General features: G+C 64.0%; 15 protein-coding genes and 1 pseudogene. 13 read left to right on the top strand and 3 right to left on the bottom strand.

Annotated elements, in window-relative coordinates:
- Window positions 1-11 precede the first annotated feature (11 nt).
- The 7 genes from D6201_RS13195 to D6201_RS10695 all read left to right on the top strand — a co-directional run bounded on the left by D6201_RS13195 (window position 12) and on the right by D6201_RS10695 (window position 2,952).
- Window positions 12-143, top strand: a complete 132-nt coding sequence (locus tag D6201_RS13195; RefSeq protein ID WP_277949493.1) for a hypothetical protein — start codon at window positions 12-14, stop codon at window positions 141-143.
- A gap of 23 nt (window positions 144-166) precedes the next feature.
- Window positions 167-712, top strand: a complete 546-nt coding sequence (locus tag D6201_RS10720; protein ID WP_120048771.1) for a DUF2975 domain-containing protein — start codon at window positions 167-169, stop codon at window positions 710-712.
- Window positions 712-942, top strand: a complete 231-nt coding sequence (locus D6201_RS10715) for a helix-turn-helix domain-containing protein (RefSeq protein WP_120048770.1) — start codon at window positions 712-714, stop codon at window positions 940-942. The genes D6201_RS10720 and D6201_RS10715 overlap by 1 nt, the downstream gene beginning before the upstream one ends.
- Before the next feature lie 84 nt (window positions 943-1,026).
- Window positions 1,027-1,272, top strand: a complete 246-nt coding sequence (locus tag D6201_RS10710) for a hypothetical protein (protein WP_120048769.1) — start codon at window positions 1,027-1,029, stop codon at window positions 1,270-1,272.
- 305 nt (window positions 1,273-1,577) lie between these two features.
- The gene (gene rplJ, locus D6201_RS10705; protein WP_120049365.1) at window positions 1,578-2,093 is read left to right on the top strand and encodes a 50S ribosomal protein L10; all 516 of its coding nucleotides are present in this window, start codon (window positions 1,578-1,580) and stop codon (window positions 2,091-2,093) included.
- 75 nt (window positions 2,094-2,168) lie between these two features.
- The gene (rplL, locus tag D6201_RS10700) at window positions 2,169-2,543 is read left to right on the top strand and encodes a 50S ribosomal protein L7/L12 (RefSeq protein ID WP_120048768.1); all 375 of its coding nucleotides are present in this window, start codon (window positions 2,169-2,171) and stop codon (window positions 2,541-2,543) included.
- A 142-nt stretch (window positions 2,544-2,685) separates the two neighbouring features.
- The gene (locus D6201_RS10695) at window positions 2,686-2,952 is read left to right on the top strand and encodes a DUF1294 domain-containing protein (protein ID WP_120048767.1); all 267 of its coding nucleotides are present in this window, start codon (window positions 2,686-2,688) and stop codon (window positions 2,950-2,952) included.
- 20 nt (window positions 2,953-2,972) lie between these two features.
- Here the strand turns inward: D6201_RS10695 and D6201_RS10690 are convergent, their stop codons facing one another.
- Window positions 2,973-3,518, bottom strand: a complete 546-nt coding sequence (locus D6201_RS10690; RefSeq protein ID WP_120048766.1) for an acyloxyacyl hydrolase — start codon at window positions 3,516-3,518, stop codon at window positions 2,973-2,975.
- Window positions 3,519-3,637: 119 nt separating this feature from the next.
- On the opposite strand from D6201_RS10690, the gene D6201_RS10685 reads away from it, so the two are divergent.
- The 5 genes and pseudogenes from D6201_RS10685 (at window position 3,638) to D6201_RS10665 (ending at window position 10,027) form a co-directional block, all read left to right on the top strand.
- Window positions 3,638-5,029 (top strand): MATE family efflux transporter, encoded by a 1,392-nt coding sequence (locus tag D6201_RS10685; RefSeq protein WP_120048765.1) that lies wholly within the window; start codon window positions 3,638-3,640, stop codon window positions 5,027-5,029.
- 172 nt (window positions 5,030-5,201) lie between these two features.
- Window positions 5,202-5,489, top strand: a complete 288-nt coding sequence (gene groES / locus D6201_RS10680) for a co-chaperone GroES (RefSeq protein WP_120048764.1) — start codon at window positions 5,202-5,204, stop codon at window positions 5,487-5,489.
- A gap of 54 nt (window positions 5,490-5,543) precedes the next feature.
- Entirely contained in the window at window positions 5,544-7,196 is a 1,653-nt protein-coding gene (gene groL / locus D6201_RS10675; protein WP_120048763.1) for a chaperonin GroEL, read from the top strand.
- A 90-nt stretch (window positions 7,197-7,286) separates the two neighbouring features.
- Window positions 7,287-9,035: pseudogene (locus tag D6201_RS10670) on the top strand (copper resistance system multicopper oxidase).
- Complete coding sequence (locus D6201_RS10665; protein ID WP_120048762.1) at window positions 9,035-10,027, top strand: copper resistance protein B; 993 nt, start codon at window positions 9,035-9,037, stop codon at window positions 10,025-10,027. Before D6201_RS10670 ends, D6201_RS10665 begins: the two are co-directional and overlap by 1 nt.
- Here the strand turns inward: D6201_RS10665 and D6201_RS10660 are convergent.
- Window positions 10,001-11,026: an endonuclease/exonuclease/phosphatase family protein gene (locus tag D6201_RS10660; RefSeq protein ID WP_120048761.1), complete on the bottom strand. Its 1,026-nt coding sequence runs from the start codon at window positions 11,024-11,026 to the stop codon at window positions 10,001-10,003. The genes D6201_RS10665 and D6201_RS10660 overlap by 27 nt on opposite strands.
- A 76-nt stretch (window positions 11,027-11,102) precedes the next feature.
- On the bottom strand, window positions 11,103-13,397 hold the full coding sequence (locus tag D6201_RS10655; RefSeq protein WP_120048760.1) for a DUF305 domain-containing protein: 2,295 nt from the start codon (window positions 13,395-13,397) through the stop codon (window positions 11,103-11,105).
- Window positions 13,398-13,518: 121 nt separating this feature from the next.
- On the opposite strand from D6201_RS10655, the gene D6201_RS10650 reads away from it, so the two are divergent.
- Window positions 13,519-14,307, top strand: coding sequence for a class I SAM-dependent methyltransferase (locus tag D6201_RS10650; protein ID WP_120048759.1), 789 nt, complete (start codon window positions 13,519-13,521; stop codon window positions 14,305-14,307).
- Window positions 14,308-14,362: the final 55 nt, after the last annotated feature.

Genomic DNA, 14,362 nt, shown 5'->3' with positions numbered 1-14,362 from the left:
GAGATCGATAAATGACACGTTTCGCCAATCAAATGCTCGCCGTCGTCGCTGCCGTGATGATCACCGCCACCAGCTTCGCCGCCGTCACCTCCACGCCCCTCCAGCCACAGCTCGCCGTCGCGTCCGCGCCGGTCCTCGCCTGACCCGATCGAGAGGAGATATCGCAATGACCGAGAAGCGAACCGATCCACTGCTGCTGGCCGGAAAGGCCATCACCATTTTCATGCAAGGCGTAACGGGCCTCGCAGCCGCCGCGCTGCTGATCGCCATGCCCGTGCTGTATTTCTGGCGGGACGACATTTCCGCCGAACTCGCCACAGAGCTTGGCCCGCAGGCGGGCGACTTTCCGCTGGGCTCCGCCCTCGCCGTAATCGCTCTCGCGCTGATCGCGGTCGGCATCATCTTCGTGTTCTTCGGAAGGCTACGCCGCATCATCGATACCGTGGGCCATGGCGATCCCTTCGCGCCGGAGAATGCGGACCGGCTGAATGTCATGGCCTGGCTACTGCTCGCCGTGCAGCTCATTCAGGTGCCGATCATGGGCATCGGACTGATGGTCGCCAAATGGGCCGACGAGGTTGGCCACGACGACATCACTATCGATGCCGGGATCGATCTGACCGGCATCCTGATGGTCATCGTCCTCTTCATCCTCGCCCGTGTGTTCAAGCTCGGTGCACGCATGCGCGAAGATCTCGAAGGGACCGTGTGATGGGCAACGAAACGGAAGGAACCAACATCGTGGTGAAACTCGACGACTTGCTGCACGAACGCCGCATGACGCTGACCGAACTGGCCGAGCGCGTGGGCCTCACCCTCGCCAACCTGTCCATCCTCAAGACCGGCAAGGCCAAGGCGATCCGCTTCTCCACCCTGGAGGCGATCTGCCGGGAGCTCGACTGCCAGCCGGGCGACCTGCTGGGCTATGAAAGGAGCAGTTGAAATTGTGGCGGAACTGTGGCCATCACAGACCGTTGGGTATGTGAACGGGCGCAGTTCCGCGCCATTCGATGAAGGGGAAGTTACATGAAAAAGATTATCGCAATTGCCATCGCACCCGCCCTCGCACTGGTCGCAGCCTGTGATGGCCCGGCCGAAGAAGCCGGCGAGCAGGCCGACGACATCGCAGAGATGGAAGCCGAAGTGATGGACGCCGAAGCCGGTGTTGCCGAAGCCGAAGCCGAACTCGCCGAAGAAATGGGCAATGACAACATGGAAGCCGCTGCCGAGCAGGAAGCCGAGCAGCTCGAAGAAGCCGCCGACGAAATCTGATCGCACAAGCTGACCGGAGTTGTCTTGACTCCGGCCTGCAAATCCGTAGAGGCCCGCCACTGACCGGCGGGCCTTTCGCTTTTCGGTCATCCGTCCGAGACAGTTGGTGAGCCGGATTTGCGGCTCTTAATTTCCAGCCTAGACGGGGATACGAGTTTCAGGCGGCCCCTTAACGGGAACCGTCCTTCGCGCTCCAGGCGCATCTCCTTCCCCATCAACGGACCTTTGCCATGTCGCATGAGCGGCGTGGCGATTTGAGCCGGTCGTCCGTCCCAAGCGGGCGACCATTAGTGAAGGAGTACGGCATGGATCGTTCGCAAAAAACCGAAGCGGTCGCCGAGCTGAACAAGGTCTTCAACGAGGTTGGCGTGGTGGTTGTCACCCGCAATCTCGGCCTGACGGTGGATCAGTCCACCGATCTGCGCGGGAAGATGCGTGATGCTGGCGCCAGCTACAAGGTTGCGAAGAACCGTCTCGCCAAGCTCGCCCTGAAAGACACCGATTACACGGGTATCGAGGAATATCTCTCCGGTCCCGTCGGCCTCGCCTGGTCCGAAGACCCGGTTGCGGCTGCCAAGGCTGCTGTCGAATTCGCCAAGTCGAACGACAAGCTGGAAATCGTCGGTGGATCGATGGGCACGCAGGTGCTCGACGAAGCAGGTATCAAGTCTCTGGCTTCGATGCCCAGCCTCGACGAACTGCGCGGCACGATCGTTGGTCTTGTCAACGCCCCGGCGACGAAAATCGCCCGCGTCGTCAACGAACCGGCGGCCAAGCTTGCCCGTGTCTTCGGTGCCTATGGCGCCAAGGACGCGGCGTAACAGACGCTTTCTCGCACACGATACGAAACATACGCGGGGCCGATTTTGCGCCCCACCCAATTGGAGTGAAACATCATGGCTGATATTGCCAAGCTTGTAGAAGACCTTTCGAAGCTGACCGTCATGGAAGCGGCGGAACTCGCCAAGGCGCTGGAAGAAGAGTGGGGCGTGAGCGCCGCTGCTGCCGTCGCCGCACCTGCCGCCGCCGGTGGCGGTGGTGAAGCCGCTGCCGAAGAGAAGGACGAATTCGACGTCATCCTCACCGGCGACGGTGGCAAGAAGATCCAGGTCATCAAGGAAGTCCGTGCCATCACCGGTCTCGGCCTCACCGAAGCCAAGGGCCTCGTCGAAGGCGCGCCCAAGCCGCTCAAGGAAGGCGTGAACAAGGCGGAAGCCGAAGAGATCAAGGGCAAGATCGAAGCAGCCGGCGGTACCGTCGAACTGAAGTAAGTCACAAGCTTACGCTTCGGTCCGGAACCGGATCACCAAGGGGCGTCACCAGCGATGGTGGCGCCCTTTCTGTTCCAGCGGTATGAGTTGCAAACCTTCCGCCATAACGTAGCTTTAGGAACTCGCCTGCAATGGCGACTGCATGACCACGTCGATTTTTCCAGCACTCGTGCTTCTGAATATCTGGACGGTGTATCGCTTCTGGCAGGACAAAGATCGCGCGCGCAAAGGCGGTCGACGCGTTGCGGAATCGGATTTGCTGGGGCTGGCGCTGATCGGCGGGACGCCAGGCGCGTTTCTTGGCCGGCATCTGTTCCGGCATAAAACCCGCAAAGAGCCGTTCTCGACGTGTCTTCAGCTTATTGTCGTGGTCCAGATCGGAATGATTATCGGCGTCCTGATGTGGTAGGAATTGGGATCGACGAACCGTTAAATCCCCACATTCACCCGCACCCCGATCATGTCGATGCCGGGGTTCTGATCGCCGTCGAAGATCTGGCCCTGGCTTATATGCATCCAGTGCGCTTCGGCGGAGACGCGCTCCGACAGGCGGTAGCCCACGCCGATCTCTGGCTCGAACAGGACGCGGCTGCCCAGATCGGTGCGAAAGCCGGTTTCGGGGTTCACGCGGAATTCGGGGCCGTCATGCACGACAAGGCCGATACCGGGGCGGACATAGACCGGGCCGTCGCCGATGGTCCATGCGACGCCTACGCCTGCAAAACTCGTGAAGCCCGACGTATTCACATTCGCGACGATATAGGGCTCGGGCGAGCCGATGGCGCTCAGAGCCTCGATCCCGTCGAAGCGGATGCCCGCGGCGATATCGACCGTGCCGCCTTCGGTCGTCTCCAGCGTGAACGGCGTGTCGACCGCGTGGGCGTAGACCCCGCCGAAGACTTCCTGGGCCTGGGCGGAACCCGGCAGGGCGATGAGCGCGGCAGCGGCCGCGGCGAAGGCGCGTGTTTTGTGCATGGCGCATTTCCTAGCGCAGCCTCGCTTTCCAAAAGCTGACTGCCCTTCCCCGACACCGCCATCGCGCCTATTCGGACCGGCTGTGCGGGCCTTCGCGAGTCGCGCTGCAGCGAAACGACATGCGGCCCGTCGCCCACCCCGAAACGCCCGGCTGGAAGGTCGAGACGCGCGCAACCTTCCGCATTGCCGGGCCGCTGGCGCTCGCCAACCTGTTGCAGATGCTGACCTATGCGATCGACGTCATGTTCATCGCGCGGCTGGGTGCGGACGAGCTTGCGGCATCGGCGCTGGCGGTGGCGCTGTTCGGGCTGATCGTCTGGAGCCTGCAGGCGCTGACCGGAGCGGTCGCGCCGATCATGGCGGCAGAAATCGGCGCGCGCGGGCCTGCCCTGCGCCCGGTGCGGCGCGCCATGCGCATGGCGCTGTGGCTGTCGCTGATCGTCTCGATCGTCGGCATGGCGCTGTGTGCGCTCATCGGCCCGCTGATGCGGCTGACCGGGCAGGAACCGCAGATCGCCGCGCTCGCCGCCAGCTACATGCAGGTGCTGCTCTGGTCGACCGCGCCGATGGTGCTGGCGGGCGTGCTGCGCAACTACGTCTCCACATTGGGTCGCCCGCTTTTCGCCACCTTCATCACCGCGCTCGGCATCGGAGTGAATGCGCTGGCGAATTACGCTTTCATTTTCGGCAATCTCGGCGCGCCCGCACTCGGCCTGCCCGGCGCGGCTGTGGCGACGCTGATCACCTCGCTGGCGATCCTTGCCATGTATGCCGCTGCAATCAGACTCGATCCGCGCCTGCACCGCTATCGCATCATGGGCTTCTTCTGGCGCGCCGACTGGCCGCGCTTCATGGACATCCTGCGCATCGGCACGCCTATCGCGATTACCGTGCTCGCCGAAGCAGGTGTGTTCGGCGCGGCAGCCTTCCTGATGGGCCGCGTCGGCGGGTTGGAGCTGGCCGCGCACACGCTCGCGCTCAACCTTGCCGCCTTCGCTTTTCAGGTGCCTTTCGGCGTGGGCCAGGCGGCGACTATCCGGGTCGGTTATTTTTTCGGCGCGCGCGATCCGCTCGGTATGGGCCGCGCGGGCTGGACGAGCATCGTGATGGGCAGCGGCTTCATGGTGGTGACGGCGCTGGCGATGGTGCTTGCGCCCGAAGCTTTGCTGTCGGTCTATATCGATCCCGCCGATCCGGCGAATGCGCAACTGGTCGCAGCCGCGACCGGCTTCCTGCTGATCGCTGCGGCGTTCCAGCTCTCGGACGGGATACAGGCGGTTGCGGCCGGAGCGCTGCGCGGCCTTACCGATACGCGCGTGCCGATGTGGATCGCGATCTTCAGCTATTGGCTGCCCGGCTTCGGGCTTGCCGCGGGCCTCGGTCTTGGCACCGCGATGGGCGGCAGGGGCGTGTGGATCGGCCTCGCCACCGGCCTGACCGTAGCCGCCGCGCTGCTCCTCCAGCGTTGGAACGCGCGCGAGACGCTCGGCCTGACGCGGCGCGAAATCTGACGGCACGAAAGGCGCGAACGCACATAGCCCACGCCCTGGCGTATCGGGCGAAACTTTTTCCGCCGCCAGCCCATTGACTCCACGTGAACCGGGCACCATCTGCGGCCCGCTGGCACTCTCACCCGGAGAGTGCCAACCAACATCAACTCTCGTAACAGGAAGAGGTCATATAATGGCATTCCGTCCGCTGCACGACCGCGTACTGGTCCGCCGCATCGAGGCCGAAGAAAAGACGGCCGGTGGCATCATCATCCCCGACAGCGCCAAGGAAAAACCGAGCGAAGGCGAAATCGTCTCCGTCGGCGAAGGCGCGCGTGACGATTCCGGAAACCGCGTCGCTCTCGACGTCAAGGCCGGCGATCGCGTGCTCTTCGGCAAGTGGTCCGGCACCGAGGTCAAGCTCGATGGCGAAGACCTGCTGATCATGAAGGAAAGCGACATCATGGGCGTGATCGGCTGAGCCGATTCCCGGATGCACTTCATCAACTAACACCGAATTTCAGGAGAAACACCAATGGCTGCCAAGGACGTAAAGTTCGGCCGCAACGCTCGCGAGGGAATCCTCAAGGGCGTAGACACGCTGGCCAATGCCGTGAAAGTCACCCTCGGCCCCAAGGGCCGCAATGTCGTGCTCGACAAGAGCTTCGGCGCACCGCGCATCACCAAGGACGGCGTCACCGTCGCCAAGGATATCGAGCTTTCCGACAAGTTCGAGAACATGGGCGCGCAGATGCTGCGCGAAGTCGCCAGCAAGGCGAATGACAGCGCCGGTGACGGCACCACCACCGCCACCGTGCTCGCCCAGAGCATCGTGCGCGAAGGCATGAAGTCGGTCGCCGCCGGCATGAACCCGATGGACCTGAAGCGCGGCATCGATCTTGCCGTCGACAAGGTCGTTGCGGATCTCCAGTCGCGTTCGAAGGACGTCGCCGGTTCGGAAGAGATTGCCCAGGTCGGCATCATCTCCGCCAATGGCGACCGTGAAGTCGGCGAGAAGATCGCCGAGGCGATGGAGAAGGTCGGCAAGGAAGGCGTGATCACCGTCGACGAGAGCAAGGGCCTCGAATTCGAGCTCGAAACCGTCGAAGGCATGCAGTTCGATCGCGGCTATCTCAGCCCCTATTTCGTGACCAATCCGGAAAAGATGACCGTCGAGCTCGACGATCCCTACATCCTGATCCACGAAAAGAAGCTCAGCAACCTGCAGGCCATGCTGCCGGTGCTCGAATCCGTCGTGCAGGCGGGCCGTCCGCTGCTTATCATTGCCGAGGACATCGAAGGCGAAGCGCTGGCGACCCTCGTGGTCAACAAGCTGCGCGGCGGCCTGAAGGTCGCGGCGGTGAAGGCACCGGGCTTCGGCGATCGTCGCAAGGCCATGCTGCAGGACATCTCGATCCTGACCAATGGCGAGATGATTTCCGAAGATCTCGGCATCAAGCTCGAGAATGTCGGCCTCTCCATGTTGGGTGAAGCCAAGCGCGTCACCATCGACAAGGACAATACGACCATCGTCGACGGTGCCGGTGACCAGGATGCCATCAAGGCCCGCGTCGAGCAGATCCGCGCGCAGATCGAGACGACCTCGTCCGACTACGACAAGGAAAAGCTGCAGGAACGCCTCGCCAAGCTGGCCGGCGGCGTCGCCGTCATCAAGGTTGGCGGTGCGACCGAAATCGAGGTGAAGGAGCGCAAGGACCGTGTCGACGACGCGCTGCACGCCACCCGTGCTGCCGTCGAAGAAGGCATTGTCCCGGGCGGCGGTACCGCGCTGCTGTACGCCACCAAGGCTCTCGAAGGCCTGACTGGCGCGAATGACGACCAGACGCGCGGCGTCGACATCGTCCGCCGCTCGCTGCAGGCGCCGATCCGCCAGATCGCCGAGAATGCCGGCCATGACGGCGCAGTCGTCGCGGGCAAGCTGATCGACGGCAACGATGACAGCCTCGGCTTCAATGCAGCCACCGACCAGTACGAGAACCTGGTCAATGCCGGCGTGATCGATCCGACCAAGGTCGTGCGCACCGCGCTGCAGGACGCGGCTTCCGTCGCCGGCCTGCTGATCACCACCGAAGCGGCGATCAGCGAGAAGCCGGAAGACAAGTCCAACGCACCTGCCATGCCCGATATGGGCGGCATGGGCGGCATGGGTGGCATGGGCGGCTTCTAAAGCGCCCGCTTCTCGACCCAAAGAGCGGGGCCGGAAGACTTGGTCTTTCGGCCCCTTTCTCATCCGCGGCGCGAATTCTATATGCCCATCATGCCTAATCCGACCCGCCGCCGCTTCCTCGCCGGTTGCAGCGCGCTGGCCGCCGCGGGGCTTGCCGTGCCCGCCTGGGCGCGGAAGCGTTCGCTGACCCATGCGCGCAACGGCTTCGGCACGCTTTCGGGCGAGAGCATCGATCTTTCGATCGGCGAGCATCATTTCACCACGGGCTCTCGCAGCGGCCATGCCATTGCTGTCAATGGCACTGTCCCCGGCCCGCTGATCCGGCTGACCGAAGGCCAGGATGTGACGCTCAATGTCGCCAACGGTCTCGATGAAGACAGCTCGATCCACTAGCACGGCCTGCTGCTGCCCTTCCAGTTCGACGGGGTGCCGGGCGTCAGCTTTCCCGGCATCAAGCCGGGTGAGACGTTCCGGTATCGCTTCCCCATTCGCCAGAACGGGACATATTGGTGGCACAGCCATTCGGGGCTGCAGGAGCAGGCAGGGCATTATGGCCCAATCGTGATCGACGCGGCCGAGCCGGACCCCCGCTATGACCGCGACTATGTGGTGCTGCTGAGCGAGTTCACACCGCGCCACCCGCATGAGATCGCGCGCATGCTGGCCGTGGGCGAGCATTACTTCAATCGCCAGATGCAGACGCTGTCCGATGGCGAGATGAGCATGGAAGACCGGCTGATGTGGGGTGCCATGCGGATGAATCCGCGCGACATCTCCGACGTGACCGACGCGACCTACACCTTCCTCGTCAACGGCCACGGCCCGGCGGACGATCTGCTGTTCGATTTCACTCCGGGCGAACGCATTCGCCTGCGCGTCATCAACGGCTCCGCCATGACGTTCTTCAATGTCCGCCTTGCCGGCGTGCCGATGACGGTGATCGCGGCGGACGGGCAGGATGTGGACGATGTCGAGGTGGACGAATTCCAGATCGGCGTTGCCGAAACCTATGACGTGATCGTGCAGCCGGGCGCGGGCAGCCATGCGCTGGTGGCAGAGGCGATGAACCGCTCGGGCATGGGCGCCGCCTCACTTACATCGCAGCCCGGTCGCCGCGCCAGCCCGCCGCCGCTGCGACAGATACCGACACTCACCATGGTCGATATGGGGATGGGCGGCATGTAGCATGGTTCCGGTGGCCATGGCGGGATGGACCATGGGGCGATGGGTCATGCCATGCCCGCCAATGGTGGCGGAGAGGCCATGTCCCACGACATGCGCGATACCTCGCTATTGCCGCCCGCCGTGAAGGTCGGCCCCGGCCTCGACATGGTTGCGCCCATGCCGGTGGATCGCATGGATTTTCCCGGCCTCGGCCTCGACAGTGTCGATCACCGCGTGCTGCGCTACATCGATCTGAAGGCGAAACGCGCCAATCCGCACCGCATGCCCGAACGCCAGCTGGAGATACATCTCACCGGCAATATGGAGCGCTACATGTGGTCCTTCGACGGCAAGCAGTTCTCAGCCGTCACCGACGATCCGATCCGCTTCGGCTTTGACGAGCGTGTGCGCGTGAAGCTCGTCAACGACACGATGATGGCGCATCCGATCCACCTGCATGGCCATTTCTTCGAGCTGGTGAACGGCGCGGGGATGATGAACCAGCCGCTCAAGCATACTGTTGTGGTGCAGCCCGGCGGGACGGCGACATTCGACCTGACCGCGAACGAGCCAGGCGACTGGGCCTTCCACTGCCACCTGCTCTACCACATGCATGCCGGTATGATGCAGGTGGTGACCGTGCGACCCTTCCCCGAAGCGGAAGCGCAGGGCTGATGCGAGCGCTTCTGTTCGCGGGCGCCGCGCTGATCGCTTCGCCTTCCGCGGCGCAGGATCATTCGGCGCATGGAGGCCACGATGCTCAGGAGGAGCCCGAAGACCAGGACGATACGGGGCACGGCATGCCCGAGGAAGACGCGCCGAGCGAGGCGCAGGCCAATCCACTTGGCCAGATCAGGCTCGGCCCGACCGCGCGTCCGGCTCCGGCAACACAGCCGCAGCACGACCACGCCGGGATGGAGATCCCGACAGGCCCACCGCCGCCCCGCGCTTTCGAGGGACCGGCGCATGCCGCCGATGCCATCTGGGGCGAGGAAAACATGGTCGCCGCGCGCGGCTACAATCGCGCGACGCATGGCGACCAGACCTTCTTCTTCCCGCTGATCGAACGGCTCGAGGCCCGGCTCGGCGGGGACGAGGACGAATATCTGTGGGACGCGCAGGCTTGGTACGGAACGGCCGTGAACCGCGTGGTGTTCAAGACCGAGGGCGAAGGAGAATTCGGCGGCGACCTGGAAGGTGCCGAAGTGCAGCTGCTCTACAGCCGCGCCATCGGGCCATTCTTCGATCTGCAAGGCGGCATCAGGCTCGATGTGGAGCCCGGCACCACAGCCTATGCCGCAATCGGCGTGCAGGGTCTGGCCCCTTACATGATCCACCTCGATGCAACCGCCTTCCTCTCGGACGACGGGAATCTGCTCGCCCGGGTCGAGGCGGAGCACGACATGCGCCTGACGCAGAAGCTCGTTCTCCAGCCGCGCATCGAATTTGAATTGTCGGCGCAGGACATTCCCGAACGCGGTCTCGGCGCAGGCCTGCCCAAGATCGAGACCGGACTGCGCCTGCGCTACGAATTCGTGCCGGAGTTCGCGCCCTATGTAGGCGTCGAGTACGAAGCCGCGACCGGCCGCACCGCCGACATAATCCGCGCCGCTGGGGACGACCCCGACGGCATCGTCTTCCTACTCGGCCTGCGCGCCTGGTTCTGACGCGCCGCCGACATCGGAATCCGCTGCGGCCGGGTCCACGCAGATCTTCGCGATCAGAGGCAGGTGATCCGATCCGACATCCTCGCCGATGTCGAGCGTCTCGACCTTAACGCCCTCCTTCACGAAGATCTGATCGAGCGGCCAGCCAAGCAGTGCGTAATCCGCCGGAAAGGTGGCGTAGGAGCCGCGACCGGCGCGCGGATCGCGGTAGCCGCCTTCATGCACGAAACGCTGCGTCGTCTCCGACCACGGCACATCATTAAAATCGCCGATCGCGAGAACGTTGCGCAAGTCGTCCGGCGTGCGCGCGCCGGCATTGGCGATATTGGCATCGCGGCTGGCGGTGCTTTCGCCCGGAAGCGGAGGTCGCGGATGCAGGCCGATCAGCGCGAACCGGGCGCCATCGGCTACGCGCAATGTCGCATAGAGCGTGGGCGTATCGGCAGAGGTGTTTGCGACCATTTGCGCAGCATCGACTTGCAGTCGCGTTGCAAAAATCATCCCGTAGGTATTCTCCAGCGGCCGCTCCACCCGCTCGCCATAGCGTGCCAGCTGCGGTTCCAGCTCGGCAAGCCAGCGCGCATTCGTTTCCATCAGCAGCAGGATGTCGGGATCGACCCGGTCGATCAGCGCGGCGGTGCGATCGTATTGCGTGTTCGACTGCTTGACGTTGAGCGACAGCACGCGCGCGCAGCTCATACCGTCCACATCGTCGGGCAGCGGCACTTCGGCGGCGGCCAACATGGTGTAGGGCCAGATGCGCCACAAATTGATCGCGATGGTCGCGCCCGTCATGGCCAGTACGAGCCAGCGCGCGGACCTGGCGAACATCAGGCCCAGCGCGGCCACTATCGCCGCGAGATAGATCATCGGTTCGCGCATGGTGTCGAGCATCCGAACCACGCCGCGATTGGTGTCCACCAGCGAAATGAGCGTGGCCAGCAGTAGAATGACGGCAAGGGCGAGCAGAAGCTTGGCGGCTCTGGAGGTCGATTTCATGCAGGTATTTCCAAATGAGAAAGGGGCGCACTGTCGTCAGCGCGCCCCTTTCTGTTGAGCAATTGTTTCAGACGGATCACCCGCCGCGGCGGCTGCGCTCCGCGGCACGGATCAGATCCTGGCTCCACGTCACCGGATATTGCGTCTGCGGATTGAAGGTCTCGCCCATATCGGCATTTTCCGCCGCGTCGATCTCCGCCTGTGTCAGGTGCTCGCTCGGCGTCAGTTCGAACACGTCGACACCGCGCGCGATCTCGGTCGCGTAGATCTTGCCGTTATACCAGTAGACCGACCAGTAGCCGCCGGTGACCAGCTGGCTTTCATCCACCGGGCCGCGATCGAAGAAGGCGATCTCGAACGGATTGTTCGGGTCGGTGAAATCGATCACGGACAGCCCGCCCTGATACCAGGCCTGCGCGAAGATGTTGCGGCCCGGCACCGGGATGATCGAGCCGTTATGCGCAACGCAGTTCTCCATCTCGCCCTGCGGCGCGGGGATCTTGTAAGTGCCGCGGCGCTCCAGCTGGCCGTCGACGATCTCGTAGAACGCATTGGCGCCCCAATTTCGCGGATCGGTCGCCTGGCAGCGCGGACGCCCGCCGCCACCCCATTCATCGGTGAACAGCACCACGCTGCCATCATTGTTGAAGGTGGCGGAGTGCCAATAGGCGAAGCCGTCATCGGTCACCGCGTCGAGGCGGCGCGGATTGTACGGGTCCGAAATGTCGAAGATGATGCCATTGCCCGAACAGGCGCCCGCTGCGAGATTCTTCGTCGGGAACACGGTGATGTCGTGGCACTGGTCCGTCGGCGCGGTCCGCTGGGTGCCGTCGCCATGGTCCCCGCCCAGCCACAGGCCGCCCGGCGTGCCGTCCTCGCCGGCGAAGACGCGCGGGGAGGAGGTGATGCGGGCGCGGCTGGGGTCTGCCACCGGAATTTCGATCACGTCGATGCTGAACAGCGCGGTGCGGTCGTCGCCGGGGATGAAGCCGATGCAGCCTGTCAGCTCTTCCTCGTCACGCACACCCGACGTGCCCGAATTGTAGACCACGATCCGCTCGTCATTGGCATTGACGACAGAGTGCGTGTGGCTGCCGCGACACGTCTGCACCTGGCCGACCTGCACGGGCGCGCGAATGTCGGAAATGTCGAATATGCGAAGGCCGCGGAAGCGTTCCTGGCTGACATCCTGCACTACGCCTTCAAGGCCGCAATCGACGCGCCCGCGCGTCTGCTCGACGCTCATGATCAGTAGATCGCCGACGATCGAAACGTCGCCCTGTCCGCCGGGACACACGACAGAGCTCATCAGCTGCGGTACGCCTTCATCGTCGAGGCGATAGGCGTTGAAGCCGTGATAATTGCCCGCGACCATCAGGTCGCCGGAAAAGGCCATGTCGGTATTGGCGAAGTCCAGAAGACCGCCGCGCTGGGCATAGCGCACGGGCTGGGCCGGGCGTGCGGCCACGGCGGCTTCGGCCAGTTCCTCGCCGCTTGTCTCGGTCGCTTCGCCATCGCCCTCCTCGGCAGCGCCCGCGGCCATGTGGCCTTCGTGGCCCTCATGTCCCTCGGCGTGCTCCTCGATTACCGGCGGGATGATCATCCGGCCGCCGGTCGGGTTGGCGGGATCGAAGAAACCTGCAGGCTTGCGCAGAAACGCGACATGGCGAAGATTGCTGATCGCTTCTTCCGCATCGAAAAGGCCGCCCGCGAGACCCGCACGCGGATCGTCGGACAGTTCGGACAGCGTCTGCGTCATCCGGGCGATTTCGGCCATCTGGTCGCTGCGGACCTCGGCGGTGAAATCGAACAGCACCGGATCGGTCGCGCTGCCCTGCACCTGGTAGAGATCGCTGACCATTTCGAGCGCGCCGCGATGGTGCTCGCTCATCAGTTGCAGGAACAGGCGATCGAAATTGATGCCGCGCGATGCGGCGAGCTCGGCCATCTGATCGGCGCTCGCCATGCCCGCCATGTCCATGTGGTTCATGTGGCCGGCGCTGTGCATTTGCGGCTGGTGGCCGCGATCGGTCAGCCAGTCGGTCATGAACTGGATTTCGTCCTGCTGCGAGGCGTCGATCCGGTCGGCGATGGCGATGACCGTCTCGTTATTGGTGCGGTCCGCCACCAGCGCCGACATTTCGACCGCCTGCTCATGGTGGACAATCATGTTGCGCATGAAGGAAATGTCGGCAGGCAGATATTCGATACGCGCCAGCTGCGTCGCTTCCGCTTCGCTCAGCACGCGAGGGCCACTGCCCGGCGCACCTGGCTGCACGATCTGCACATCCTGCGCGAGCGCGGGCGCGGCAGACGCCATCAGCATCGCGGCAAAGGACAGGGAAGCAAGGGCAGGACGGGTAAATGTCATGAAGGGCTCCGATAGGGGTAAATTCCGTTCGGCGTGCACGAAGCCCAGTTGGGCGGTCCGCGTCAACACTTTGCGCATTGCCGTTCGTCGATTAATCCGGGCTGATTGCAGGGAGGCACCGATGCGATTGATAACGTTAACTGCCGCCGCGCTGGTTTTGGCCGGATGCGCGCAGGATGCGCCCGAACAGCCCGAAGCGTCTGCGGAATATTCGCCCGACCGCTATCGCCAGGCCGTGAGCGACATCGCCCGGACGGACGATGTGGCGCAGGACGACGCGCGCAAACCGGCAGAATTGCTGGCCTTCGCGCAGATCGATAGCGGCGACGTGGTCGGCGATTTCATCATGGGCGGCGGCTATGTCACGCGCCTGCTGGCGACGGCGGTGGGCGGCGACGGGCGAGTTTACGCCTTCCAGCCGGAAGAGTTCATCGCTTTCAATGCCGATTATGCAGCGGATCAGGACCAGACCGTGCGCCGCTATTCCGATAATGACGGCAATCCCATCCGCGTCTTTGCGCTGCGCGCGCCGCTGACCGCGCCGGGCTGGCCCGAACCGCTCGACACCATCGTCACGGTGATGAACCTGCACGATCTTTGGCTCGAGCAATTCCCCGAGGACACTCCCGAACGCACTGCGCGCATGCTCTTCGACGCGCTGAAGCCCGGCGGTACGCTGGTCGTGGTCGATCACCTGGCGGCGGAAGGGGGCGGCGCGGAAGCGGCGAACACGCTGCACCGAATGGACCGCGAAATGGCTATGCGCCTGCTGACCGATGCCGGCTTCGAGCTGGAGGCCGAGAGCGATCTCTATGCCCGGCCAGGCGATCCGCGCACTGCCAATGTGTTCGATGATGAAATCCGTGGCCGGACGGACCAGTTCGCCTGGCGTCTGCGCAAACCTGAATAGGCGCAGCCGCGCGGCACCATCGCCCTCCTCGCGTGTTGGTTGTGCAACAGACACA

It is taken from the genome of Aurantiacibacter aquimixticola (assembly GCF_003605475.1).
In the GTDB taxonomy this organism is placed as follows: Bacteria; Pseudomonadota; Alphaproteobacteria; order Sphingomonadales; family Sphingomonadaceae; genus Alteraurantiacibacter; species Alteraurantiacibacter aquimixticola_B.
Note: the sequence above shows the minus strand (reverse complement) of the source record. Positions and strands in the feature narration are given on the sequence as shown.